Source organism: Streptomyces sp. CNH189 (assembly GCF_000527195.1).
Map to the genome: position 1 here is coordinate 361,893 of NZ_AZUS01000003.1, position 23,900 is coordinate 385,792.

At 72.2% G+C, this 23,900-nt stretch carries 24 protein-coding genes and 1 tRNA gene; 9 read left to right on the plus strand and 16 right to left on the minus strand.

The genetic code is table 11. From position 1 onward, the window contains the following. Positions 1 to 20 precede the first annotated feature (20 nt). From B100_RS0106940 to B100_RS0106950, 3 genes are read right to left on the minus strand one after another with little or no spacing between them, the layout of a single operon-like run. Positions 21 to 854, minus strand: coding sequence for a carbohydrate ABC transporter permease (locus B100_RS0106940; RefSeq protein ID WP_024883716.1), 834 nt, complete (start codon positions 852 to 854; stop codon positions 21 to 23). Then, the gene (locus tag B100_RS0106945; protein ID WP_024883717.1) at positions 854 to 1,783 is read right to left on the minus strand and encodes a carbohydrate ABC transporter permease; all 930 of its coding nucleotides are present in this window, start codon (positions 1,781 to 1,783) and stop codon (positions 854 to 856) included. Before B100_RS0106945 ends, B100_RS0106940 begins: the two co-directional genes overlap by 1 nt. Beyond that, a complete protein-coding gene (locus B100_RS0106950; RefSeq protein WP_199785214.1) occupies positions 1,780 to 3,057 on the minus strand; it encodes an ABC transporter substrate-binding protein in 1,278 nt (425 codons plus the stop codon). Before B100_RS0106950 ends, B100_RS0106945 begins: the two co-directional genes overlap by 4 nt. A 211-nt stretch (positions 3,058 to 3,268) precedes the next feature. Here B100_RS0106950 and B100_RS0106955 point away from each other — a divergent pair, with 211 nt between their 5' ends. Beyond that, positions 3,269 to 3,874, plus strand: a complete 606-nt coding sequence (locus tag B100_RS0106955; protein ID WP_024883719.1) for a dihydrofolate reductase family protein — start codon at positions 3,269 to 3,271, stop codon at positions 3,872 to 3,874. A gap of 97 nt (positions 3,875 to 3,971) precedes the next feature. On the opposite strand, the gene B100_RS0106960 is transcribed toward B100_RS0106955, so the two are convergent. Continuing rightward, positions 3,972 to 4,045 (minus strand) — tRNA-Pro (locus B100_RS0106960). A gap of 148 nt (positions 4,046 to 4,193) precedes the next feature. Here B100_RS0106960 and B100_RS0106965 point away from each other — a divergent pair. Together B100_RS0106965 and B100_RS0106970 are read left to right on the plus strand one after the other, a co-directional pair. Next, positions 4,194 to 4,901 (plus strand): transketolase, encoded by a 708-nt coding sequence (locus B100_RS0106965; RefSeq protein WP_024883720.1) that lies wholly within the window; start codon positions 4,194 to 4,196, stop codon positions 4,899 to 4,901. 74 nt (positions 4,902 to 4,975) lie between these two features. After that, entirely contained in the window at positions 4,976 to 5,893 is a 918-nt protein-coding gene (locus tag B100_RS0106970; RefSeq protein WP_024883721.1) for a transketolase, read from the plus strand. A 130-nt stretch (positions 5,894 to 6,023) separates the two neighbouring features. Here B100_RS0106970 and B100_RS0106975 read toward each other — a convergent pair whose 3' ends face one another. From B100_RS0106975 to B100_RS0107030, 12 genes are all read right to left on the minus strand, one after another. Further along, entirely contained in the window at positions 6,024 to 6,383 is a 360-nt protein-coding gene (locus tag B100_RS0106975; RefSeq protein WP_024883722.1) for an MmcQ/YjbR family DNA-binding protein, read from the minus strand. A 105-nt stretch (positions 6,384 to 6,488) separates the two neighbouring features. Further along, positions 6,489 to 7,037 carry a GNAT family N-acetyltransferase gene (locus tag B100_RS0106980; protein ID WP_024883723.1) on the minus strand — a complete coding sequence of 183 codons (549 nt, stop codon included), beginning with the start codon at positions 7,035 to 7,037 and terminating at the stop codon, positions 6,489 to 6,491. Beyond that, positions 7,034 to 7,615, minus strand: coding sequence for an XRE family transcriptional regulator (locus tag B100_RS0106985; RefSeq protein WP_024883724.1), 582 nt, complete (start codon positions 7,613 to 7,615; stop codon positions 7,034 to 7,036). The genes B100_RS0106980 and B100_RS0106985 overlap by 4 nt, the downstream gene beginning before the upstream one ends. A 216-nt stretch (positions 7,616 to 7,831) precedes the next feature. After that, the gene (locus B100_RS0106990; protein ID WP_024883725.1) at positions 7,832 to 8,737 is read right to left on the minus strand and encodes a LysR family transcriptional regulator; all 906 of its coding nucleotides are present in this window, start codon (positions 8,735 to 8,737) and stop codon (positions 7,832 to 7,834) included. A 36-nt stretch (positions 8,738 to 8,773) separates the two neighbouring features. After that, positions 8,774 to 9,973 carry a glycine C-acetyltransferase gene (locus B100_RS0106995; RefSeq protein WP_024883726.1) on the minus strand — a complete coding sequence of 400 codons (1,200 nt, stop codon included), beginning with the start codon at positions 9,971 to 9,973 and terminating at the stop codon, positions 8,774 to 8,776. A 31-nt stretch (positions 9,974 to 10,004) separates the two neighbouring features. Further along, positions 10,005 to 11,036, minus strand: a complete 1,032-nt coding sequence (gene tdh, locus B100_RS0107000; RefSeq protein WP_024883727.1) for an L-threonine 3-dehydrogenase — start codon at positions 11,034 to 11,036, stop codon at positions 10,005 to 10,007. A gap of 183 nt (positions 11,037 to 11,219) precedes the next feature. Beyond that, a complete protein-coding gene (locus B100_RS0107005; protein WP_024883728.1) occupies positions 11,220 to 11,795 on the minus strand; it encodes a GAF domain-containing protein in 576 nt (191 codons plus the stop codon). A 60-nt stretch (positions 11,796 to 11,855) separates the two neighbouring features. Next, complete coding sequence (locus B100_RS0107010; RefSeq protein WP_024883729.1) at positions 11,856 to 12,485, minus strand: ATP/GTP-binding protein; 630 nt, start codon at positions 12,483 to 12,485, stop codon at positions 11,856 to 11,858. After that, complete coding sequence (locus tag B100_RS0107015; protein WP_024883730.1) at positions 12,463 to 12,834, minus strand: DUF742 domain-containing protein; 372 nt, start codon at positions 12,832 to 12,834, stop codon at positions 12,463 to 12,465. The genes B100_RS0107010 and B100_RS0107015 overlap by 23 nt, the downstream gene beginning before the upstream one ends. A gap of 2 nt (positions 12,835 to 12,836) precedes the next feature. Continuing rightward, the gene (locus B100_RS0107020; protein ID WP_024883731.1) at positions 12,837 to 13,271 is read right to left on the minus strand and encodes a roadblock/LC7 domain-containing protein; all 435 of its coding nucleotides are present in this window, start codon (positions 13,269 to 13,271) and stop codon (positions 12,837 to 12,839) included. Positions 13,272 to 13,327: 56 nt separating this feature from the next. Further along, positions 13,328 to 15,136 carry a sensor histidine kinase gene (locus B100_RS0107025; RefSeq protein ID WP_486585598.1) on the minus strand — a complete coding sequence of 603 codons (1,809 nt, stop codon included), beginning with the start codon at positions 15,134 to 15,136 and terminating at the stop codon, positions 13,328 to 13,330. A gap of 678 nt (positions 15,137 to 15,814) precedes the next feature. Further along, complete coding sequence (locus B100_RS0107030; protein WP_024883733.1) at positions 15,815 to 16,486, minus strand: GntR family transcriptional regulator; 672 nt, start codon at positions 16,484 to 16,486, stop codon at positions 15,815 to 15,817. Positions 16,487 to 16,697: 211 nt separating this feature from the next. On the opposite strand from B100_RS0107030, the gene B100_RS0107035 reads away from it, so the two are divergent. From B100_RS0107035 to B100_RS0107060, 6 genes are all read left to right on the plus strand, one after another. Continuing rightward, positions 16,698 to 17,885 carry a 4-oxalomesaconate tautomerase gene (locus tag B100_RS0107035; RefSeq protein ID WP_024883734.1) on the plus strand — a complete coding sequence of 396 codons (1,188 nt, stop codon included), beginning with the start codon at positions 16,698 to 16,700 and terminating at the stop codon, positions 17,883 to 17,885. After that, on the plus strand, positions 17,882 to 18,907 hold the full coding sequence (locus tag B100_RS0107040; RefSeq protein WP_024883735.1) for an amidohydrolase family protein: 1,026 nt from the start codon (positions 17,882 to 17,884) through the stop codon (positions 18,905 to 18,907). Before B100_RS0107035 ends, B100_RS0107040 begins: the two co-directional genes overlap by 4 nt. A 52-nt stretch (positions 18,908 to 18,959) precedes the next feature. Then, positions 18,960 to 19,643 carry a 4-carboxy-4-hydroxy-2-oxoadipate aldolase/oxaloacetate decarboxylase gene (gene ligK, locus B100_RS0107045; protein ID WP_024883736.1) on the plus strand — a complete coding sequence of 228 codons (684 nt, stop codon included), beginning with the start codon at positions 18,960 to 18,962 and terminating at the stop codon, positions 19,641 to 19,643. A 15-nt stretch (positions 19,644 to 19,658) separates the two neighbouring features. Beyond that, positions 19,659 to 20,582, plus strand: coding sequence for an amidohydrolase family protein (locus B100_RS0107050; RefSeq protein ID WP_024883737.1), 924 nt, complete (start codon positions 19,659 to 19,661; stop codon positions 20,580 to 20,582). 48 nt (positions 20,583 to 20,630) lie between these two features. Continuing rightward, positions 20,631 to 22,013 (plus strand): MFS transporter, encoded by a 1,383-nt coding sequence (locus tag B100_RS0107055; protein ID WP_024883738.1) that lies wholly within the window; start codon positions 20,631 to 20,633, stop codon positions 22,011 to 22,013. Between the two features lie 163 nt (positions 22,014 to 22,176). Next, positions 22,177 to 23,862, plus strand: coding sequence for a ribonuclease J (locus B100_RS0107060; protein WP_024883739.1), 1,686 nt, complete (start codon positions 22,177 to 22,179; stop codon positions 23,860 to 23,862). Positions 23,863 to 23,900: the final 38 nt, after the last annotated feature.

Below are 23,900 nucleotides of genomic sequence, written 5' to 3' on the forward strand. Positions count from 1 at the left end.
CTGCCTCCTTGCCTTCGGGCTCATCCCTTGACCGCGCCGGAGGTGAGGCCGGCGACGATCCGCCGCTGGAAGAGCAGGACGAAGATGATGATCGGGACGGTGATCACCACGGCGGCCGCGGCGATCGATCCGGTGGGCTGCTGGAACTGCGAGCTGCCGGTGAAGAACGCGATCGCGGCGGGCACCGTGCGCGCGGACTCGGTGGAGGTCAGCGAGATCGCGAAGAGGAAGTCGTTCCAGCAGAAGATGAACACGAGGATGGCCGTGGTGAACACGCCCGGCGCGGCCAGCGGCACGATGACCAGCCGGAAGGCCTGCGCGGGCGAGGCCCCGTCCACCTTGGCGGCCTTCTCCAGGTCCCAGGGGATCTCCCGGAAGAACGCCGACAGGGTGTAGATCGCCAGCGGCAGCGAGAAGGTCATGTACGGGATGATCAGGCCGGGCCAGGTGTCGAAGATGCCGATGCTGCGTTCGATGTTGAACAGCGGCGACACCAGGGAGATCGGCGGGAACATCGCGATCAGCAGCGACATCCCGATGAGCACCTGCTTGCCGGGGAACCGCAGCCGGGCCACCGCGTAGGCGGCCATGGTGCCCAGGACCACCGCGATCGCGGTGGCGATGAGCGCGATGCCGATGGAGTTGATCAGGGCCCGGGTGAACTCGGAGGTCTGGAAGATGCCCCGGTAGTTCTCCCAGGTCCAGTCGGTGGGGATGTAACTGCCGTCGGTGAGGGTGCTGGGCGCCTTGAACGACAGTGCGACGATCCACCACACCGGGAACAGGGCGTACAGCACCACCACGACGTTGACGACGCCCCATCGCGTCGCGTGCGACCTGCCGGCGGCGGCCATCAGCGCTTCACCTCCGCGCCCGGAGCTGCGGCGCCGAACAGCTTGACGAACGTGAAGGCGATGATCCCGACGCAGATGAAGATCAGGACCGAGATCGCCGACCCGATGCCCAGGTTCAGCGCGGTGAACAGGTTGTCGTAGCCGAGGATGGACAGGGATCCGGTGCCGTGGGCGCCCGCGGTGAGGATGTAGATGTTGTCGAAGATCCGGAAGGCGTCCAGGGTGCGGAACAGCAGGGCGACCAGGATCGCCGGTTTCATCAGCGGCAGCATGACCTTGACGAACCGCTGCCAGGGGGTGGCGCCGTCGACCATCGCGGCTCTCAGGGTCTCTTCGGGAACCAGGGCGAGGCCGGCGAGCAGCAGCAGCGCCATGAACGGGGTGGTCTTCCACACCTCGGCCAGGATGATCAGCCACAGCGCGGGCCACTGCTCGGTGAGCGGGGCCTCGCCACTGGGCAACAGGTCGGCGAGGTAACCGAGTTCGGGTGTCCAGGCGTACTGCCAGGAGAAGGCGGCGACGACGGTGACGATGCCGTACGGGATGAGGACGGCGGTGCGGACCGTGCCGCGCGCGAAAAGCGTGCGGTGCATCACCAGGGCGAGGCCCATGCCGAGGACCAGTTCGATGGCCACGGACACGACGGTGAGGAACAGCGTGACCCAGAAGGCGTCCCACCAGAACGGAGAGGTCAGCACGGCCCCGTAGTTGCTGAGGCCGGTGAACTCGGCGCGGTTGGGGAAGCGCAGGTCGTAGCGCTGGAGGGACAGGTAGACCGCGTAGCCGATCGGGTAGGCGGTCACGGCGACCATGACGATCACGGCGGGCGCGCACAGCAGCCAGCCCAGCCGGCGTTCCTGCCGGGCGCCCGCCGACAGCGCCTTCTTCGTCTTCGCCTCGTCCTTCGCCGGCTCTGCCATGGTGCTCACGGGATCACACCCTCGGATCGCAGGGCCTCGTCGATCTGTTCCCTGATGGTGGAGACGTCGCTCTCCGGCTGGATGTCGGAGGGCGGGGACAGGGTGTGCGAGACGGCGATCGACACGTTCTGGTAGGCGGGGGTGAGCGGCCGTACGCTCGCCGACTCCAGGGAGGCCAGGACCTCCTGGGAGAAGGGGTACTCCTTCATGAACTCCGGCTCGTCGTACAGGGCGCGGAGGGTGGGGGGCAGTCCGCCTTCGAGCGCGGCGGTGAGCTGGTTCTCCCGGTTCCGCAGGCACAGGGCCGCGTCGAACGCCAGGTCGGGGTGGCGGGAGAAGGCGCTGACGGCCAGGTCGATGCCGCCGATGGTGGGCCGGGAGGGGCGGTCGGCGTCGACGCGGGGGTAGACCGCCCAGCGGAAGTCCTTGAAGAGTTTCGGGTTGTTGCTTTTCATCGACGGATAGACGAAGGGGTAGTTGATCTCGAAGGCCGCCACGCCCGACTCCATCGCGAGCCGGTTCTGGTCCTCCATCTGGTTGGGCAGGGAGGGGTCGGCGGCCGGGGAGCGGGCGAGGTCCCGCATGATCGAGGCGGCCCGGACGGCGGGCGGGCCGAGCGACGGCTCGGTGACGCTCGGGTTGAGGATGGAGCCGCCCGCGCTGTTGACCAGGGAGTTGAACCAGACGGTCAGGCCCTCGTACTGGGCGCCCTGGATCTCGACGTAGTGCGGTTTGCCCTGCCGGGCCAGGTCGCGGGACATGTCCAGCATCTCGGCCCAGGTCGTGGGCGGCTTCGGCACGAGGTCCTTGCGGTACCAGAGCAGCTGGATGTTGGTGTTGTACGGGACGGCGTAGAGCTTGCCCTTCCAGGTCGCCGTCTGCAGCGGCACCTCCAGCGTGCCCTCGGTGGCCCGGCGCTTGGCGTCACCGGTCCACTCGCGGATCCAGCGCGCCTCGGCGAACTCGGCGGCCCAGGTGACGTCCAGGCCGAGGATGTCGAGGGAGTCGTCCTCGGCGGCGAGCCGGCGCACCATCTGCTGGCGCTGGCCGTCGGCGGCGCGGGGCAGCTTGTTGTAGACGATCCGGTAGCGGCCGCCGGACTCCCGGCTGCACCGGTCGGCGGCCTGCTGGAGGGCGCCGGAGTCGTCGGGGAAGTTGTACCAGTTGAGGGTGGGGCGGGAGCCGTCGTCGTCCCCTCCGCAGGCGGCGAGCGTGGACGCCAGCAGGGTGAGTGCGAGCAGCGCCCGCGTGCGTCGCGGCCTTCTGTGACGTCCGCACCTCACGTGCACGCGCTCCACACCTCGCTCCCGGGCCGGCGGCGCGGGCGTCGTGACCCGCGGCGATGTCCTCCCGCCGGAACGTTAGGCAGTCATGAATGCGACATCAAGGACATACGCGGGCGATTATTCAAGCGTCGGGGCCGATGAGTTCGCGGCTCCCGCCCGGTCCTGGCTCGTGACACACAAGAAGAGTTCTCAAGGAAGGGACAGCGCCATGTCGGAGCTTCTCGTCGATTTCATCACCTCCCTCGACGGCTACGCCTCGGGAGAGGGGTGGCCCGGGTTCTGGGGCCTGGAGGGTCCGGAGTACCTCGCCTGGCTCGGCGAGCAGCCCGAGGTCACCTATCTGATGGGAGCGAACACCTACCGTCTGATGTCGGGCTTCGCCGCGGGCAAGGTGCCGGCCGGCCAGGACGAGTTCAGGCCCGAGGAGGAGGAGTCGGTCGACGAGCTCACGCAAGCGCCCAAGGTGGTGTTCTCCTCGAAGCTGGAGGAGCCGCTGGAGTGGGCGAACTGCACGCTCGTCCGCGACGACGCCGTCGAGGCCGTCCGCGCGCTGAAGGCGAACGGCTCGGGGCTCCTCAGCACGATCGGCAGCCTCAGCCTGAGCCGGTCCCTGCTGCGGGCCGGGCTCGTCGACCGCTTCCGGGTGGTGATGTTCCCGGTGATCACCGGGGCCACGGGCGAGGAGCGTATCTACGACGGCTATCCGGACGTCGCCCTGGAGATGACCGAGCACCGCACCTTCGACGGCCGCATCCAGCTGGTCGAGTACAAGCCGCGGGTGCTGGAGCACCCGCCGCTCGGCGCCCCCGCCTGACATCGCCACGGTCTCCGGTGCACCGGAGGCGGTGCGCGCAAGGGTGAGGGCCGGTTCGGATGCTTCCGAACCGGCCCTCACCTACGACTCCGACGAGTCGGGACGACAGGATTTGAACCTGCGACCCCTTGACCCCCAGTCAAGTGCGCTACCAAGCTGCGCCACGTCCCGTTGCCCGTCTGACCTGGGGATTCCCCCGGCCGAACGCGCACGGAAACCATACCGCACTCGGGGCGGTGATCGCGCATCCGTTTCCCGGCGCCCCTGCCCGCGGGTGCCACTTGACCTCAAGCGAGCTTGAGGTCGCAGGATCGGTGGCATGACGATCACCGAGCGGCGCACACAGACGTACGGATACGCCGGTCTTCCGGGCCTGATGGGGCTGATGACCGGGGACGAGAAGCACGGACCGGCGGCCACCTCGACGCTGGACGTGCTGTGGGTGCTCTACGACCGGGTGCTCCGCGTCGGCCCGGGGAGCGTGGACGATCCCGGGCGGGACCGGTTCCTGCTGTCCAAGGGGCACGGGCCGATGGCGTACTACGCCGTCCTCGCCGCGAAGGGGTTCCTGCCGGTGGACCGGCTGCCCGGCTTCGGCTCGTACGACTCCCCGCTGGGCCACCATCCGGACCGGACGCTGGTGCCGGGGGCGGAGATCGGCAGCGGGTCGCTGGGGCACGGGCTGCCGATCGCGGTGGGCACGGCGCTGGGGCTGCGCGCCCAGGGCCTCGGTGAACCGGCGGTATGGACGCTGATCGGGGACGCCGAGCTGGACGAGGGCAGCAACCACGAGGCGATCGCCTTCGCGGGCCCGGCCGGTCTGGACCGGCTGCACACGGTCGTGGTCGACAACTCCTCGGCGACGTACGCCCTTCCAGGCGGGATCGCCGCACGCTTCGAGGCGGCCGGCTGGTCCGCCCGCACGGTCGACGGGCGGGACCACGACGCGCTGTACGCCGCGTTCACCGCGCCGCACCCGGGCAGGCCGCACGCGGTCGTGGCCCGGGTCGAGCCCAAGTCCGCCTGAGCCGTCCCTTCCTTCCCGTCACCTCACTTCCCTTCTCCCCTCCCGTCACCTCACTCAACGAAAGGACGATCCCCGTGGACAGCATGCGTGATCGCTTCGCCCCCGTCGTCACCCGGCTCCTCGACGAGGATCCGCGGGTCGCCGTGGTCCTCGCGGAGGTCGGCGCCGACCGCTTCACCGAGGCGCTGCGCCGGCACCCGGACCGGATGGTCAACGTCGGCATCCGGGAGCAGTTGCTGGTGGGAGCGGCGGCCGGGATGGCGCTGACGGGGCTGCGGCCCGTGGTGCACACCTTCGCCTCCTTCCTGGTCGAGCGGCCGTTCGAGCAGGTCAAACTGGATCTCGGGCACCAGGGCGTGGGGGCGGTGCTGGTGAGCGCCGCCGCGTCCTTCGACTGGCCGGCCGGGGGCTACACGCACATGGCGCCGGGTGACGTGGCGCTGCTTGACACCCTGGACGGCTGGACCGTGCATGTGCCGGGCCATCCGGACGAGGCGGAAACGCTGCTGCGGCACGCGGTGGCCGCCGGCGACGACAAGGTGTACGTGCGGCTGTCCCTGCAGGCCAACGCGGTCGGACTGCCCGTGGACAGGGAGCGGTTCCACACCGTCCGCGAGGGGCGCGCCGGGGTGGTGGTCGCGGTGGGGCCGATGCTGGACGCGGTGATCGCGGCGACGGAGGGCCTGGACGTCACGGTGCTGTACGCCACCACGGTCCGCCCCTTCGACGCGCCCGCGCTGCGTCGTGCCACCGCGACGGCGGGGACGGACGTGGTGCTGGTGGAGCCGTATCTGACGGGGACGTCGACGGCCGCGGCGAACGACGCGCTGGCCGACGTGCCGCACCGGGTACTGGGGCTGGGTGTGGGCCGGGCCGAGCTGCGGCGCTACGGGCAGTTCGAGGAGCATGTCGCGGCACACGGCCTGGACGCGCGGTCCCTGCGCGAGCGGATCACCCGGTTCACCGCCAAAGCCGTGCCCGCAGGCGTCTGACCTCGTGCGACGAGGCCGCGGACGCGCGATGCGGCCGCCGGGACCCCCCTCCGGACCCGGCGGCCTCGCGTGATCGGGATACTGCCACGAGCCACTGACAACGGGATGAGGCCGTACGCCCCCGAAGCCATCAGCCCTCCGGCGGCAGTCCCAGCCGGGGGTGCGCCTCCAGCAGCCGGGTCGGGGCCGCCTGGCGCCAGGAGTCGGCGAGGATGTCACGCAGTTCGCCCTCGTCCTCCAGGGCGGCGAGACGGACCCTGACCCACGCGAACATGGCCTCGTGGTCCGCGATCCAGAACTTCTCCGGCTCGGCGAGGGCGAGTTCGTCGCGCTCCTCCTTGGGACAGCGCACGGCGACGGACGTCTCGTCCTCGGGCAGGGTGGCGAACATCTTCCCCGCGACCCGGAACGTGGGCATGTTCCAGGCGACCTTCTCCGTGGTGTCCGGCAGGGACAAGGCGATCCGTCGTACGTCTTCGGCATCCGGCATGGCAGGCACGGTAGCCGGTGGGACCGACAGTCACCGTCCGGTGCCTGCCCTCCCGTTTCCGGGGGCTCGGCCCCCGGGCTCCCGGTTGCGCAGTTCCCCCCGCCCCTATGGGGCGTTGCCCTCCCGCGATGTCACAAAGGGCAGCCTCTTGTAGTAGATCGTCGTCGGCCGCAGCACCCCGCCCGGGTCCGCCGCGTAGTCCGGGATCGCGCCGACCTCGGTCCAGCCGGACGTGCGGTACAGGTGCTCGGCGGGGCTGCCGGTCTCGGTGTCCAGGTGCAGCAGGGTGATGCCCTGCCCGGCCGCCGCCTCCTCCGCCACGGTCAGCAGCCTCCGGGCGAGGCCCTTGCCGCGCGCGGTGCGGTGCACCATCAGTTTCACCAGTTCCGCGCGGTGCGCGCTGTTGGGCTTGTCGGGCAGGACGAGGCTCACGCTGCCCAGCACCCGGCCCGGTTCCTCCCACGCCGTCCACACCGCGAGCCGGCCGGCGGCGACGGCCGCGCACCGCTTGGCCCACCAGGCCCTGGCGGCGGCACGGTCGAGCGACGCGAGGAAGCCTACGGAGGAGCCGCCGTCCACGGTGTCGGTCAGCAGCTCGGCCAGCGTGTCGGTCATGCCCAGCAGCCGGGCGGCGTCGGGGCGTTCGATGTTCACGGCCGCACCACCGCCAGCACGTAGCGCACGTCCTCGGGGCCGGGGCAGCGGAACCGGGTGGACCCCCGGACCCGCAGGCGCAGGCAGTCGCCTCGGCCGAGGCGGTGCCCGGTGTCCCCGACGGTGACGGCGAGGGTGCCTTCGAGCACCCAGATGTGCTGTTCCAGGCCGGGCACCGGCGGCCGGTCGTAGGAGATGTCCGCGCCTGCGGTGAGGCGTCCCTCGACGAGTTCGCCGCGCAGCCCGCCGTGCGGCGGGGACACGGAGCGGCGGACGAAGCCGGAGGCGCGGTCCTGCCACACCGGCTGGTCGGCGGCGCGGACCACCGGCGCGGGCTCCGCCTCGATCTCGCTGAGCAGCTGGGACATGGTGCGGCCGTAGACCGCGCACAGCCGGTTCAGCAGGGAGGCGGTGGGGCTGGTCTCGGCCCGCTCGGCCCGGGACAGCGTGGACCGGCTGACGCCGCTGCGCTCCGCCAACTCCCCCAGGGACCAGCCACGTTCGGCCCGGAGTGCGGACAGACGCGCACCGAGCCGGACGTCGACGGGATCGGGGCCGAGCCCCTGCTCCTGTTTCATATCCGGGACGATATCCCGAATGTGAGCGGCTCGGAAGCCGGCATCCTGAAGCCGCCCGGCGACGTCGACCGCCCGCGTCCCCTCAGGCTGCCGCCCGGTCGTTCGGAGGAGGGCGCCGCCGGAAACCTCGGTCCGCTGGGCGGTGACCCGGCGCAGACCCTCGGCGGCCGGCGTGGCGACACGCGTGTCGCCTCCACCCGGCGGCGCGAGGGGCTCTCAGGCGTCCTCGGCGGCGGCGCGGAGCGCGTCGAGGACCGGGCGGATCAGCGGGTGCCCCTCGGCGCCCCGGCGCACGGCGGCGAACACCCGGCGCGTGGGCGCCACCCCGTCGACCGGGCGGACGACCACGCCCGCCAGGTCCATGCCGCGCAGCGCCGAGCGGGGTACGAGGGCCACGCCCACGTCGGCCGAGGCGAGGGCGACGACCGCGCGGAAGTCGTCAGAGGAGTGTTCGAGCCGCGGCTGGAACCCGGCGTTCTCGCAGGCCAGCACGACCACGTCGTGGCACGGATTGCCGGGATACGGGCCGATCCAGGGGTCCTTGGCCAGCTCCGCGAGCGGCACCTCGGGACCGTCGGCCAGGCGGTGGGTGACGGGGACGACCGCGTCGAACGGCTCGGCGTACAGGGGGACGTGCGTCAGCCGCGGGTCGTCGGCGGCGGGCGCCCCCCGGTACTCGACCGCGACGGCGACATCGACCTGCCGGTCCAGGACCATCGGCAGGCTGGCGTCGCCCTCCGCGTCCTGCACCCGGATGCGGATGCCGGGCGCCGACCGGGCGAGCCGGGCCACCGAAGGGGCCACGACCTGCGCGATACCGGTGGCGAAGGCGGCGACCGTGACGGTGCCGGCCTCCCCCGCCCCGTAGGCGGCCAGCTCGGCCTCGGCCCGCTCCAGCTGGGCGAGGACCGCGTTGGTGTGGCTGAGCAGGATCTCCCCGGCCGGGGTGAGCCGTACTCCCTTGGCGCCGCGCTCGACCAGGCGGTGGCCGGTCTCCTGCTCCAGCGCGGTGAGCTGCTGGGAGACGGCCGAGGGGGTGAGGTACAGCGCGGCGGCCGCCGCGGTGACCGTGCGGTGGTCCGCCACCGCACGGAGGATGTGGAGCCGCCGCGCTTCGATCATGGGATCGATTGTCTCAAATGACGCGGTGCGCGACGGTCAGGCGTCGAGCTCCGCACGGGCCGCGACGAAGGCGTCGACGGCACGGTTGACGTCGTCCGTGGAGTGCGCCGCCGACAGCTGCACGCGGATGCGGGCCTGGCCCTGCGGCACCACCGGGTAGGAGAAGCCGATCACGTAGACGCCGCGTTCCAGCAGCAGCTCCGCCATGCGTCCGGCGCGGGAGGCGTCGCCGATCATCACCGGGGCGATGGCGTGGTCGCCGGGGAGGATGTCGAAGCCCTCCTCGGTCATCCGGCGGCGGAACAGGGCGGTGTTCTCGGCCAGGCGGATACGCAGGTCGTCGGCGGACTCCAGCAGGTCGAGGACCTTCAGGGAGGCGGCGGCGATCACCGGGGCAAGGGTGTTGGAGAACAGGTACGGGCGGGAGCGCTGGCGCAGCAGGGCGACGATCTCGGCGCGGGCGGCGACATAGCCGCCGGAGGCGCCGCCGAGGGCCTTGCCGAGGGTGCCGGTGATGATGTCGACGCGGTCCATGACGCCGTGCAGCTCGGGGGTGCCGCGCCCGCCCGGGCCGACGAAGCCGACGGCGTGCGAGTCGTCGACCATGACCATCGCGCCGTGCCGGTCGGCGAGGTCGCAGATCTCGTCCAGCGGGGCGACGTAGCCGTCCATGGAGAAGACGCCGTCGGTGACGATCAGCGTGCGGCGGGCACCGCCCTCGGCGGCCTCCTTCAGCTGGCGCTCCAGGTCGGCCATGTCGCGGTTGGCGTAGCGGAAGCGGCGGGCCTTGGAGAGCCGGATGCCGTCGATGATCGACGCGTGGTTCAGCGCGTCGGAGATCACCGCGTCCTCGGGGCCGAGCAGCGTCTCGAAGACACCGCCGTTGGCGTCGAAGCAGGAGGAGTAGAGGATCGTGTCCTCCTGGCCGAGGAACGCCGACAGACGCGCCTCCAGCTCCTTGTGCACCTCCTGGGTGCCGCAGATGAAGCGGACGGACGCCATGCCGTAGCCCCAGCGGTCCAGCGCCTCGTGGGCGGCGGCGATCACCTCGGGGTGGTCGGCGAGGCCGAGGTAGTTGTTGGCGCAGAAGTTGAGGACCTCGCCGGGGCGGCCGCCGGCGGTGACGTTCACGGTCGCGGACTGCGGGGTGCCGATGACGCGCTCGGGCTTGTGCAGGCCGGCGGCGCGGATCTCGTCGAGGGTGGCGCGCAGGTCGTCGCGCACGCTGTCGAACATCTCAGAAGCTCCTTGGAGGAAGGCAGATGACTTACGCGGTCCAGTCGAGGATGACCTTGCCGCCCTTGCCGCCGGCGGCGTCCTCGAAGGCGGCCTCGAAGTCACGGTGGGAGTAGCGGCCGGTGATCACGGGGGCGAGGTCGAGTCCGCCCTCCAGCAGCACCGACATGGCGTACCAGGTCTCGAACATCTCGCGTCCGTAGATGCCCTTGATGGTGATCATCGAGGTGACGACGCGGGCCCAGTCGACCGGGAACTCCTCGGCGGGCAGGCCGAGCATCGCGATGCGGCCGCCGTGCGTCATGTTGGCGATCATGTCGCGCATCGCCTCGGGGCGGCCGGACATCTCCAGGCCGATGTCGAAGCCCTCGCGCAGGCCGAGGGTGTGCTGCCCGTCGGCGATCGTCGACTCGGCCACGTTCAGCGCCAGGGTCGCGCCGATCTTGCGGGCGAGCTCCAGGCGTTCCTCGCTGACGTCGGTGATCACGACGTTGCGCGCGCCCGCGTGGCGGGCCACGGCGGCGGCCATCAGGCCGATCGGTCCCGCGCCGGTGATCAGGACGTCCTCGCCGACCAGCGGGAAGGACAGCGCGGTGTGCACGGCGTTGCCGAACGGGTCGAAGATCGCGGCGACGTCGAGGTCGACGGGGACGCGGTGCACCCAGACGTTCGTGGCGGGCAGCACGACGTACTCGGCGAACGCGCCGTCGCGCCCGACACCCAGGCCGACGGTGGCCCGGCACAGGTGGCGGCGGCCGGCCAGACAGTTGCGGCACTTGCCGCACACCAGGTGGCCCTCGCCGCTGACCCGGTCACCGGGCTTGATGTCGTCGGGGACGTCCCGGCCGGTCTCCACGACCTCGCCGACGAACTCGTGTCCGAGGACCAAGGGGGTGTCGATGGTCTGCTGCGCCCAGCCGTCCCAGTTACGGATGTGCAGGTCGGTGCCGCAGATACCGGTGCGCAGCACCTTGATCAGCACGTCGCCGGGTCCGACAGCGGGCTCCGGGACGTCCATGAGCCACAGCCCGGGCTCCGCCTTCTCCTTGACCAGCGCCTTCAACGCTACGGCTCCTGAGGGTGAGTCCCGTGCCCGGGCATGCCGGAGCGGCCCGGTCCGGGAAGAGGAGTGGAATGCACTGCAATCTGCCGTACAACACCCTCACCGGTCCATCGAGGATTTCTTAAGCGCGGCCACAGCTTTGCTTCACGCGTCACCCGTCCGGCCGCGGGCGCGCGCCTCTCCTCACAGCGGCAGCCCGTCGCCCTCCCGGCGCTCCAGCCGTACGACGAGTTCGGCGGCCTGCGCCTTGATGGCGGCGAGTCCGGGCTGCCCCCAGCCGCGCGGCCGGATGTCGCTGACCGCGACGGTGCCCAGCACCATGCCGGTGCCGTCGATGAGCGGCGCCCCCATGTAGGAGCGGACGCCGAACTCGTCCACCACCGCGTTGCCCGCGAATCTCGGGTAGTCGCTGACGTCCTCCAGGACCAGCGCCTTGCGCCGGGCCACCACGTGAGGGCAGAAGCCGTGGTCGCGGGGCAGCGCCCGGCCCAGCAGTGCGCCGGTGCCGTCGCTGCGCAGGACCGGGGCGACGCCCGGGGTGTGCAGGCCCGCGAAGAGCTGCCCGTGTTCGCCGGGGAAGTTGACCACGGCGTACGGCGCCCCGGTGAGCTCGGCGAGACCGCGGGCGAAGGCGTCGAGCTCGGGATCGGGGTGCTCCCCGAGGCCCAGCCGGCGCAGTCTGCGGGCGCGTTCCGGGGCCTGTCGGTCCTCCGGGGTGAGCAGCAGTCGACCGGCCGGGCGGGGCGGGTCGTAGCTCATGGGCGGACTCCGGGGAGGTGGGCGTGGTTCATGGGCGGGCTCCGTGACGGTGTGCGGGGATCACAGGGGGGCGCCGTACCCCGTGGGGGTGGCGGAGGTGTGGGCGATGAGGTGACGGACGAGGGTCAGCAGGGTCCTCACGCCGGAGCTGGAGATGCGGGCGTCGCAGCAGACGACGGGCACCTCGTCCGTGAGGTCGAGGGCGGCCCGTACCTCCCCGGGGTCGTAGCGGAAGGCGCCGTCGAACTCGTTGACGGCGATGACGAACGCGAGGCCGCGCTGCTCGAAGAAGTCGACCGCCGCGAAACACTCCTGCAGGCGCCGTGTGTCGGCGAGGATCACCGCGCCGAGGGCTCCCTCGCACAGTTCGTCCCACATGAACCAGAAGCGTTCCTGGCCGGGCGTGCCGAACAGGTACAGCACGTGTTCGGCGTCGAGGGTAATGCGGCCGAAGTCCATGGCCACGGTCGTCTCGACCTTGTTCTCGATGCCGTCGAGGTTGTCGGTGGCGGCGCTGACGGTGGTGAGCAGTTCCTCCGTGCTGAGCGGCGCGATCTCGCTGACCGCGCCCACGAAGGTGGTCTTGCCCACCCCGAACCCGCCCGCCACCAGGATCTTGAGGGCGGTCGGGAACAGGTCGTCGCCGTGCTCGGCGCCGTCGACCCGGTCAGAGCTGTCGTCGTAGTCCATCGAGCACTGCCTCCAGAAGGGCCCGGTCCGTCGGGTTGTGGTGGAACACGGGGGGTTTGTCGGTCAGCGCGCCGCAGTCGACGAGGTCCGCCAGCAGCACCTTGGTGACGGCCACCGGCAGCCCGAGGTGGGCGGAGACCTCGGCGACCGGGACGGGTGCGCGGCACAAATCCAGGGCCTGCGCATGCTCGGGGCCGAGGTAGCCGAGGGGGGTGGCGCCGGTGGCCCGCACCTGCGACATCAGGTCGAGGGCGACGGTCGGACGGGTACGCCCGTTGCTGACCGTGAAGGGACGTACCAGCCGGCCGGCCGCGTCGTCGAGCCACGGCCCGTCACCGGCCGCCCGCACGCTCAAGGCCTCATCGCCGGGGGCTCGACGCCCTGCTGCCGGGGAGCGGTCATCAGGTACGGCCGGACGGACTTCACCAGCATCGCCATCTCGTAGCCGAGGACCGCCGCGTCGGCCTCGCGGCCGGCCATCACGGCGAGGCAGGTGCCGGAGCCGGCCGTGGTGACGAACAGCAGCGTCGAGTCGAGCTCGACGACGACCTGCCGGACGTCGCCGCCGTCGCCGAAGCGGATGCCGGCGCTGCGGCCGAGGGAGTACAGGCCGGAGGCGAGGGCGGCCATGTGGTCGGCGGCGTCCGGGTCGAGGCCGTGGACGGACTTCACCAGTCCGTCGCAGGACAGCAGGACGGCGCTGTGGGTGTGCGGCACGCGTTGCACGAGGCCGCTCATCAGCCAGTCGAGGTCGGATACCTGGGCGGTCGGCGCATCGCTCGCCATGGTGGATCGACTCCTTGGGGTACGAAGGTCTGCGGGAGCGGTGGGGGTGGGGGTGGTCATCCGGCGGACGCGCTCCCGTCGTGCCGGGCGGTGTGGTCGGCGCGGGGTGCGGGCACGGCGGGCCGCGTGGGCGCGGGGGACTCCGCCTGGGACTCCGCGAGGCTGATACCCCGTTGGAAGGCGGCCATCAGCTGGGGGTCGTGGCCGGGGACGTGGTCGCTGTCCTGCCGGGGCGCGGGCCCGTCGCGCAGCTGGGGCGCGATGTGCTCCTGGGCGCGGCGGCGGGGCAGTTGGGGTCTGCCCATGGTGCCGCGGACCGGGGTGGCGCGCGGGACCGGGGGCGTGGGCGGCCGGTCGCCCGCGGTGTCCTGCTCGCCGTGGCCGGTGGGGTGGACGCCGGGTACGGCCTCGGCGGGGGTGGGGCGTGCGGTCCGGGAGCCGCGCAGGGGCAGCGGTGGCGGTACGGCACCGTTGTCGGGGGACGCGGCCGGAGCGGGCCGCGCGAGCGGGGTCAGGGGGGACGCGGGAGTGGGGGCCGGGGCGGCGGCGTGCCCGGCGCCGGGTGCGGGTGTGTCCGCCAGGACGTCCGCCGGGCTGCCGGACGACATGTCCGTCGGGGCGGGCGAAGGCCCGGACAGGGCCGGCGTGTGACGGGCCGTGGGCATCGCGCCGGTGTCCGCCGGGGACAGGGGCGCGGTGGTTCCCGGTGCGCCGGCGAGGACGGCCGGTTCCCCGCCGAGCAGGGCCTGCGGCACGACCAGCACGGCCTGCACCCCGCCGTAGATGTTGGTCTGCAGCCGGACGTGGATGCCGTGCCGCCGGGCGAGCTGGGACACCACGAACAGGCCGATCCGGCCGTCCGCCAGCAGGCTGGCGACGTGCACCTGGTCCGGGTCGGTGAGCAGCGCGTTCATCCGGTCCTGCTCGCCGACGGGCATCCCGAGGCCCCGGTCCTCGACCTCGACGGCCAGTCCGGAGGTGACGAGGTTCGCCCGCAGCAGCACCTGGGTGTGCGGGGCGGAGAACACCGTGGCGTTCTCCACGAGTTCGGCCAGGAGGTGGATGACGTCGGCGACCGCGTGCCCGCGCAGGGTGCCGTCGATCGGCGGGACGAGCTTGACCCGCGAGTACTGCTCGACCTCGGCGATCGCCGAGCGCAGCACCTCGGTCATGGGGACCGGGTTGCTCCACTGCCGGCGGGAGACGGCCCCGCCGAGCACGGCGAGGTTCTCGGCGTGGCGGCGGATGCGGGTGGCGAGGTGGTCGACGTGGAAGAGGCCCTTGAGCAGGTCGGGGTCCTCCATCTCGTTCTCCAGCTCGTCGAGGATGGAGATCTCGCGGTGGACGAGGGACTGCAGACGCCGGGCGAGGTTGACGAACACTTCGAGCTTCTGTTCGCTGCCCGCCTGGCTGGAGAGCTGCACGGCCTGCACGACGGCGGCCACGGCGCCGTCGTGGGCGCGGGCGAGGTCGGCCGCGAGCAGGTCGAACTCGTCGCCGTCGCCCGGCCGTTCGTCGCGCCGGCCGCGCGGGGGCGGCGGTTCGCCGTTGCGCAGGGCCTCGACGAGGGCGTGCAGGTCGGCCTCGCGCCGTGCGGTGCTCCGGCGCAGGGCGCCGACGCGGTCGTGCACGGAGCGGGCCGCGCGCTCGGCGGCCACGGCGGCGATGACGATGCCGGCGAGGGCCACCGCGGTGGCACCGGCGAGCACGGCCCACAGGGAGGCGCCGGGCCGTACGCCGGTGGAGCGGACGGTGAACAGCACGGCGGCGCAGGCGCTCAGGGCCACCGCGACGGGCGGCAGTACGGCGAGCCGGAGGAGCTGGGACCGTATGTGCGTCTCGGGCAGGCCCGCGGTGGTCCGCACGGGGGGCCGTCCGTGGCGTCCGCCCTCGCGGCGCTCCGGCCGTCCGGCCGGGCCGCCCCGGCGGGCGCCGGGGCCGGTGGACCGGGGGGCGCCGCGGCCTGGCGTGCGGGCCACGATCGTGGTGCCGGCCGCGGTCGGCGCGGCCGCGCCGCCGGTCCGGGTTCCGGACGGGCCGGGCGTGCCGGCCGGTCCCGGGTGTCGGGGCCCCTCGCCCCGTCGGCTCCCTCGTCCGCCTTGTGGCTGCACGTGCCGGTCCCCGCTCCCTGATCCCGATCCCTACGACGCGGCCCCCGGCGCGAGGCGTGCTGCGACATGAGCCGTCGCGAGCCGTCACGCCGGGCGACCGACACTCACCGTAGTCGCCACCGCATCATGTGCGGTGGGCAGTTGACAAACTCGTGCGGACGGCATCGCGCTCTGGTATGAGGCGTCGTACGACAGACCGATAACCGTTCGACTGTATCCATCGGGAGCGATCACCCGACGATCAGTGCTGGTCAGAAGCGGTCGGCAGATCACCGGGGGCGTGGGAGTGCGAGTGGGGGCGCGAGGGAGACAGACGTACGCCCCAAGTGCGGCCACGAGCGTCAGGGGCCGCAGAGGACCTTGAGACCCCCCGGCCAGAACATCACGCTCCGCAACGATGGGCGGTCGCGTCCGGGCAGGCGTCGACGCCCGTCAGCGGCGCGGCACCGGCGTCCGCGCGGCCGACGACCGGAGCTGTTCGATCACGTCGTCCAGGTGTGCGGCGGCCGCCCGCGCCGCCGCCTCGGGGTCGCCGCCGACCACCGCGTCGATGATCGCCAGGTGCTGCGGCAGCGACTGGGCGGGGCGCCCCGGCCGCAGGGCGAGCCGGAACTGGAAGCGGACCATCGGCCCGTTCAGCCGCTCGAGCTGACGCCGGGCCACCTCCTGCCCGCTGGCTTCGATCACCAGTTCGTGCAGCCGCTGGTTGAGGGCCGAGTACGCGTCCCAGGCGCCGTCCGCGACGGCCTGCCGCATGTCCGTGCCGATCCGCTCGAGCTCGGCGCGCTGCCCCTCGTCCGCCCGGGTGGCCGCCTTGCGCGCGCACAGCTGCTCCAGCGCCGACCGGCACTCGGTGATCTGCACGGCCTCCTCGACGGACACCGCTCGGATCCGGGCGCCGCGACGGGGGACGATCTCCACGATGTCCTCGGCCGCGAGGTCCTGCAGCGCCTCGCGGACGGCGCCACGCGTGGTGCCGTAGGACTCGGCGAGCTCGAGTTCGACGAGCCGCTGCCCGGGCACCAGGTCCCCGGAGCGCAGGGCCTGCCTGATGGCGTTCGCCACATACTCGCGGCCGGCAGCGCCCGTAAGCTTGTCCGTCACTCCGTCGACCTCTTCCTCGTCTTCCGTCGCCCGTTCCCGGCGGCCCTCGCTGGAAGAACCCTAGTGCGCGGTCCGGAGGCGACGGCACCCGGGATCCCATCAGGTGAGCATTTTCGTCGGAACATCTTGTCAACAATCTCGTTGATGATTTAGCTTCCTTGCACGTTCGCACCGCCCCACTCCCCCAGACCGATCCACCGAAGGAGCGACCATGTCCGCCGTCGCAGCCGCCCGGGTCCCCGAGGTCACCCGTCGCGGCTCCCAGACCGCGATCCCGTGCCTGTTCATGCGGGGCGGCACGTCGCGCGGGCCCTTCCTCGACACGCGGCTACTGCCCGCCGACCCCGGCCACCGGGACGCCGTCCTGCTGGCGGCGCTGGGCTCGCCGGACCCGCGGCAGATCGACGGCGTCGGCGGGGCGCACCCCCTGACCAGCAAGATCGGTCTGGTGCGCCCGGGCAGGCGGACCGGCGTCGACGTGGAGTGGACCTTCGGGCAGGTGCAGCCCGACGGGGACACCGTCGACACGTCGGCCAACTGCGGCAACATGCTCGCCGCCGTGCTGCCCTTCGCCGTGGAGACCGGCATGGTCGTACCCACCGGGGACCGTACGACGGCCCGGGTGCTGACCCGCAACACCGGCATGGTCGCCGAGATCACCGTCGCCACCCCGGCCGACGCCTCCGGGATCCGGCACGTCGCCTACGAGGGCGCCGCGCGCATCGACGGCGTCCCCGGCACCGCCGCCCCGGTCGAGATCGGTTTCCTGGACACCGCCGGATCCGTGGCGGGGGCGCTGCTGCCCACCGGGCGTCCCCGGGACACCGTGGAGGTGCCGGGGCTGGGCGCCGTGGACGTCACCCTGATCGACAACGGCCAGCCGCTGGTGGTCGTCGAGGCGGCCCGGCTGGGCGCGAACGGTTACGAGTCCCCCGCGGAGATCGACGCCGACGAGGCGCTGAAGGCCCGCGTGGAAGCGCTGCGCCTGGTGTGCGGGGAGGCGATGGGCCTGGGCGACGTGAGCGGCCGCAACTACCCGAAGATGACCCTGGTCGCGCCGCCCCGGCACGGCGGCACGCTCAGCACCCGCAGCCTCATCCCCCGGGTCTGCCACCAGTCCATCGGCGTGCTGGCCGCCGTCACCGCGGCCACCGCCTGCGTCATCGAGGGCACCGTCGCGCGAGACGTGGCGGCCGGGGTGTCCGGCGCGGACCCCACCGTCTCCGTCGAACACCCTTCCGGTGAGTTCAGCGTCACGCTCGGCCTCGACCCCGCCCACCCGCAGCGGGTGACACGCTCGGCGCTGCTGCGCACCGCCCGGCTCCTCATGGCCGGCGACCTGCTCGTCCCCCGATCCGTCTGGGACCCCACGCCCACCCGTCAGGAGAAGCACGCGTGATCATCGACATCCACGGTCACTACACCACGGCCCCCGCCCCCCTCGGGCAGTGGCGTGACGCGCAGGTGGCCGCGCTCACCGACCCGCTGCGGGCACCCGGTCCGGCGGGGCCGACGATCGGCGACGACGAGATCCGCGAGTCGATCGAGGGCAACCAGCTGCGGCTGATGGACGAGCGCGGCATCGACGTCACCGTCTTCTCCCCCAGGGCCTCGTTCATGGCGCACCACATCGGCGACTTCGCCACCTCCGCCGCCTGGGCGCGGATCTGCAACGACCTGTGCCACCGGGTCTCCGAGCTCTACCCGGACCGCTTCGTCCCCGGCGCGATGCTGCCGCAGTCCCCCGGCGTGGACCCGGCCACCGTGGTTCCGGAGATCGAGCGGGCGGTGCTGGAGCTGGGCGCGGTCACCGTCAACCTCAACCCGGACCCCAGCGGCGGCCACTGGACCGCTCCCCCGCTGACCGACCGGTCCTGGTACCCCGTGTGGGAGAAACTCGTCGAGCTGGACGTGCCGGCCATGGTGCACGTCTCCACCAGCTGCAACCCGGCCTTCCACACCACCGGGGCGCACTACCTCAACGCCGACACCACCGCGTTCATGCAGCTGCTGGCGGGCGACCTGTTCGCCGACTTCCCCGGCCTGCGTCTGGTGATTCCGCACGGCGGCGGCGCGGTCCCGTACCACTGGGGCCGGTTCCGGGGTCTGGCGCAGGCGCTCGGCCGGCCCGAGCCGGAGGAGTCGCTGCTGCGCAACGTCTTCTTCGACACCTGCGTGTACCACCAGCCCGGCATCGACCTGCTGCTGGAGGTGATGCCCGTCGAGAACGTCCTCTTCGCCTCCGAGATGGTCGGCGCGGTGCGCGGCGTCGACCCGCGCGCCGGCCACCACTTCGACGACACCCGCCGCTACGTCGAGAAGGCGGGCCTCGCCCCCGAGGACCTGGCGGCGGTCGAGGAGCGCAACGCCCGGCGGGTCTACCCCCGCCTCGACGCCCGTCTGACCGCCCAGGGCCGCTGACCCCGCCCGTCCCCCGCAGGGCACGAGCCCCACTGAAGCAAGGAGCCGCACCATGCACCACCTCGGAGTCGTCCACCGGACCGTCGACCGCGCCGGCCCGGCCGCGGTCGAGGCCCTGTCGCGGTTCGGGGTCGCGACCGTGCACGAGGCGATGGGCCGCCTCGGCCTGATGCGCCCCTACATACGGCCGGTGTACGAGGGCGCGAGGCTCTGCGGGACCGCGGTCACCGTGCTGCTCCAGCCCGGCGACAACTGGATGCTGCACGTCGCCGCCGAGCAGGTGCGCGAGGGCGACGTGGTGGTCGCCGGCTGCACCACGGAGAGCGAGGACGGCTTCTTCGGCGAGCTGCTCGCCACCTCGCTGCGCGCCCGGGGCGCCCGGGGCCTGGTGATCGACGGCGGCTGCCGTGACGTGGACGAGCTGCGCGGGATGGACTTCCCCGTCTTCTCCCGGGCGGTGAACGCCAAGGGCACGGTCAAGGCCACCCTGGGTTCGGTGAACGTGCCCGTCGTCGTCGCCAACGCCCTGGTCGAGCCCGGTGACGTGATCGTCGCCGACGCCGACGGCGTGGTGGTCGTCCCCGCCGCCCGCGCCGCCGAGGTCGCCGAGGCGTCCGCGCGGCGCGAGGCGGCGGAGGAGGACAAGCGGCAGCGGTTCCGCGCCGGTGAGCTGGGGCTCGACATGTACGGCATGCGCGGCCCGCTGGCCGAGCTGGGCCTCACCTACGTCGACTGAGATTCGAGGAGCACGATGACCGACCACGACACCGCGGTCACCCCCGGCTGGCTCGACCGGTACCGGGGACCGAGCACACCCACGTTCGTCCTGCCGCCGGGAACGGTGGACGCCCACTGCCACGTCTTCGGCCCCGCCGCCGAGTTCCCCTTCGTCCCCGAGCGGAAGTACACGCCGGTCGACGCCTCCAAGCACGACCTGTTCGCGCTGCGCGACCACCTCGGCGTCGACCGCAACGTGATCGTGCAGGCCACCTGCCACGGCGCGGACAACAGCGCCCTGGTGGACGCCCTGCACGCGGCCGGCGGGCGCGCCCGCGGGGTGGCGACGGTCCGCCCGGACGTCACCGACGCGGAGCTGCGCCGGCTGCACGCCGCCGGGGTGCGCGGGGTGCGCTTCAACTTCGTCCGCCGCCTGGTGGACGCGGCGCCCCGCGAGGCGCTGGAGGCGGTGGCCCGCAGGATCGCGCCGCTGGGCTGGCACGTCGTCCTGTACTTCGAGGCGGCGGACCTGCCGGACCTGGAGTCGTTCTTCGCCTCCCTGCCGGTACCGCTGGTGATCGACCACATGGGCCGCCCGGACGTCACCGCCGGCCCGGACGGGCCCGGCTTCGCGCGCTTCCTGCGGTTCGTGGAGGCGAACGACGTGTGGGTGAAGGTGTCCTGCCCCGAGCGGCTGACCGTCACGGGACCGCCCGCGCTCGACGGGGAGCGGCACGCCTACCGGGACGTGGTGCCGTTCGCCCGCAAGGTCGTCGAGGAGTTCACCGACCGGGCGCTGTGGGGCACCGACTGGCCGCACCCGAACCTGAAGGACCACATGCCCGACGACGGTCTGCTGGTCGACCACGTCCCGCACATCGCGACCACCGCCGAGCGCCGGCGGGCGCTGCTGGTCGACAACCCCTCGCGTCTGTACTGGCCCGAAGAGGCCCGCTGACGTCACCCCGGCCCCGTGAGACCGGTCCCACCTTCCCAGGAGCGTGCAGTGCAGCACATCCGCACCACCAACGCGGCGAACCGGCTCGACCGGCTGCCGATCACGAAGTTCCACAAGAAGACGATCCTCGCGGTGGCGTTCGCGTACTTCTTCGAGTTCGCGGACATCAACACCTTCGCCATCACGGCACCGGTGGTGCGCGAGCAGTGGGGCTCCGACGTGAACCACGTCGCGTACGTCACCTCGCTGTCGTTCGTGGGCATGTTCGTCGGCGCGGTCGTGGCCGGCGGGATGGCCGACCGGCTGGGCCGCAAACGGACGCTGACCTTGACCACCCTGTGGTTCACGGTGTGGTCGTTCGCCTGCGTCTTCGCCTGGGACATCTGGTCCCTCGGGCTGTTCCGCGTGCTGACCTCGGCGGGCCTGTCCGCGATGACCGTGGTCGCCGTCGTCTACATCAGCGAACTGTTCCCCAGCGCCAAGCGCGGCAAGTTCCAGGCGTACGCCATCGTCGTCGGGATCTGCGGCACGCCCGTCACCAACCTCATCGCCTCCGCCGTGGTGCCGATGTCCGACTGGTCCTGGCGGCTGGTCTACCTGTGGGGCTCGCTGGGCGCGCTCTTCCTGTTCCTCGTGCGCCGGCTCGAGGAGTCCCCGCTGTGGCTGGAGTCGCGCGGCCGGCACGAGGAGGCGGAAGCGACGCTGGCCCGCGTCGAGGCCCACGCGGTGGCCGAGCACGGCCCGCTGCCCGAGCCCCGGCAGCCGAAGCCCAAGGGTCCGGTGGTCAAGCCGGGCCTCGGCATGCTCAAGGACAAGAAGTTCCTGTACCCGACGATCCTGCTGTCGGTCCTGTGGATCACCCAGACCATCGGCTTCTTCGGGTACTCCAGCTGGGCGCCGACCCTGCTGGCCGCCGAGGGCGTCAGCGTGGAGGACTCGATCTTCTACGTCGCGCTGACGACGGTGGGCGCGCCGCTCGGCTCCTTCCTCGCGGCGATGGTCACCGACCGCTTCGAGCGCAAGTGGTGCCTGGTGGTGTTCGGCCTGGTCATCGCGGTGTCCGGCCTGCTCTACGGGCTGACGTTCACCCCGGTGCTGATCGTCGTCTTCGGTTTCCTGGTCAACCTGTTCGAGCGCGGCTACACGGCCCTGGCGTACGCCTACGCCCCCGAGCTGTACAGCACCGAGGGCCGCTCGCTGGGCACCAGCATCGCCTACGGTCTGGGGCGGCTGTCGAACGCGGTGGGGCCGCTGATGATCGCCGGTGTGTACAACGGCGTCGGCTACCAGGCCGTCTTCATGGTCATCGCGGGCACCTGGACGCTCGGCGCGCTGGTCCTGGCGGTGTTCGGACCGGCGACCCGGCGGCGCCGGCTGGCGGCGGAGGCGGCCGCCCAGGCCCGGCCGCGGTCCGTCACCACCACCCCCTGAGGACCCGGCGTACGACGGGCGGGCCGGAGAGCGACTGCGGCCCGCCCGTCGTCGTGCGGCGTCCCCGCACACCGGCGACCGCCCGCGAGGTGGCGCACCGGGCGCTCACCGGAACAGGCGGGCAGTGGATCAGCGCCTCCCCATCTCCGGGTAACGTCGAGGTATGAGTCATCCACACCCCGAACTGAAAGCCGCCCCACCCCTTCCCGAAGGAGGGCTGCGGGTCACCCCCCTGGGCGGCCTGGGTGAGATCGGCCGCAACATGACCGTCTTCGAGCACCGCGGCAAACTGCTCATCGTCGACTGCGGCGTGCTCTTCCCCGAGGAGACCCAGCCCGGCGTGGACGTGATCCTGCCGGACTTCACCTCCATCCGGGACCGGCTGGACGACGTCGTGGCGGTGGTACTCACCCACGGACACGAGGATCACATCGGCGGTGTGCCGTACCTGCTGCGCGAGCGGTCCGACATTCCCGTCGTGGGCTCCAAGCTGACCCTGGCCTTCCTGGAGGCCAAGCTCAAGGAACACGGCATCCGCCCGCGCACGGTGCGGGTGCGGGAGGGCGACCGGCGCGACTTCGGGCCCTTCGACTGCGAATTCGTGGCGGTCAACCACTCCATCCCCGACAGTCTCGCGGTCGCCCTGCGCACCCGGGCCGGGATGGTGCTGCACACCGGTGACTTCAAGATGGACCAGTTCCCTCTCGACGACCGCATCACCGACCTGCGCGCCTTCGCCCGCCTCGGCGAGGAGGGCGTGGACCTGTTCCTCACCGATTCCACCAACGCCGAGGTCCCCGGCTTCACCACCTCCGAGCGTGAGCTGAACCCGGCGATCGAGCAGGTGATGCGCACCGCTCCGCGCCGGGTCATCGTCTCCAGCTTCGCCAGCCACGTGCACCGCATCCAGCAGGTCCTGGACGCCGCCCACCAGTACGGCCGCAAGGTCGCCTTCGTCGGCCGGTCGATGGTCCGGAACATGGGCATCGCCCGTGACCTCGGCTATCTGAAGGTCCCCTCCGGTCTGGTCGTCAGCACGAAGGAGCTGGAGAAGCTCCCGGACCACAAGGTCACCCTGGTGTGCACCGGCTCCCAGGGCGAGCCGATGGCCGCGCTGTCCCGGATGGCCAACCGCGACCACATGATCCGCATCGGCAAGGGCGACACCGTCCTGCTGGCCAGCTCCCTGATCCCCGGCAACGAGAACGCCATCTACCGGGTGATCAACGGACTCACCCGGTGGGGCGCCCACGTGGTCCACAAGGGCAACGCCAAGGTGCACGTCTCGGGGCACGCCAGCGCCGGCGAACTCGTCTACTGCTACAACATCGTCAAACCCCGCAACGTCATGCCCGTGCACGGCGAGTGGCGCCACCTGCGGGCCAACGCCGACCTCGCCATCCGGACGGGCGTCGACCCCGAGCGGGTCGTCATCGCCGAGGACGGTGTCGTCGTCGACCTGGTCGACGGCAAGGCGTCCATCACCGGGAAGGTCCCCGCCGGCAACGTCTACGTGGACGGCATGGAAGTCGGCGGCGCCACCGAGGCGTCCCTGAAGGACCGCCTCACCCTCGCCGCCGAGGGTGTCGTCACCGTGGTGGCGATCGTCGACGCGGACACCGGCGCCCTCACCGAGCCCCCCGACTTCCTGGCCCGCGGCTTCGTCCACGACGACACCACGTTCGAGCCGGTGATTCCGGTCATCGAGAAGACCCTGGCCACCGCGGCCGAGGAGGGCGTCGGGGACGCGCATCAGCTGGAACAGCTGGTCGCCCGCGCCGTGGCGAACTGGGCGTTCCGCACCCACCGCCGTCGGCCGCTCGTCATCCCGGTCATCATCGACGCCTGAGCCGGGATCCGGCCGCGCGACTCCCGTCACCGGCCGAC

Coding starts and splice junctions, on each gene's coding strand:
- B100_RS0106940 (WP_024883716.1), bottom strand. CDS start 854: ATGGCCGCCGCCGGCAGGTCGCACGCGACGCGATGGGGCGTCGTCAAC.
- B100_RS0106955 (WP_024883719.1), top strand. CDS start 3,269: ATGTCGGAGCTTCTCGTCGATTTCATCACCTCCCTCGACGGCTACGCC.
- B100_RS0106965 (WP_024883720.1), top strand. CDS start 4,194: ATGACGATCACCGAGCGGCGCACACAGACGTACGGATACGCCGGTCTT.
- B100_RS0106975 (WP_024883722.1), bottom strand. CDS start 6,383: ATGCCGGATGCCGAAGACGTACGACGGATCGCCTTGTCCCTGCCGGAC.
- B100_RS0106985 (WP_024883724.1), bottom strand. CDS start 7,615: ATGAAACAGGAGCAGGGGCTCGGCCCCGATCCCGTCGACGTCCGGCTC.
- B100_RS0106990 (WP_024883725.1), bottom strand. CDS start 8,737: ATGATCGAAGCGCGGCGGCTCCACATCCTCCGTGCGGTGGCGGACCAC.
- B100_RS0106995 (WP_024883726.1), bottom strand. CDS start 9,973: ATGTTCGACAGCGTGCGCGACGACCTGCGCGCCACCCTCGACGAGATC.
- B100_RS0107005 (WP_024883728.1), bottom strand. CDS start 11,795: ATGAGCTACGACCCGCCCCGCCCGGCCGGTCGACTGCTGCTCACCCCG.
- B100_RS0107010 (WP_024883729.1), bottom strand. CDS start 12,485: ATGGACTACGACGACAGCTCTGACCGGGTCGACGGCGCCGAGCACGGC.
- B100_RS0107020 (WP_024883731.1), bottom strand. CDS start 13,271: ATGGCGAGCGATGCGCCGACCGCCCAGGTATCCGACCTCGACTGGCTG.
- B100_RS0107035 (WP_024883734.1), top strand. CDS start 16,698: ATGTCCGCCGTCGCAGCCGCCCGGGTCCCCGAGGTCACCCGTCGCGGC.
- ligK (WP_024883736.1), top strand. CDS start 18,960: ATGCACCACCTCGGAGTCGTCCACCGGACCGTCGACCGCGCCGGCCCG.
- B100_RS0107050 (WP_024883737.1), top strand. CDS start 19,659: ATGACCGACCACGACACCGCGGTCACCCCCGGCTGGCTCGACCGGTAC.
- B100_RS0107060 (WP_024883739.1), top strand. CDS start 22,177: ATGAGTCATCCACACCCCGAACTGAAAGCCGCCCCACCCCTTCCCGAA.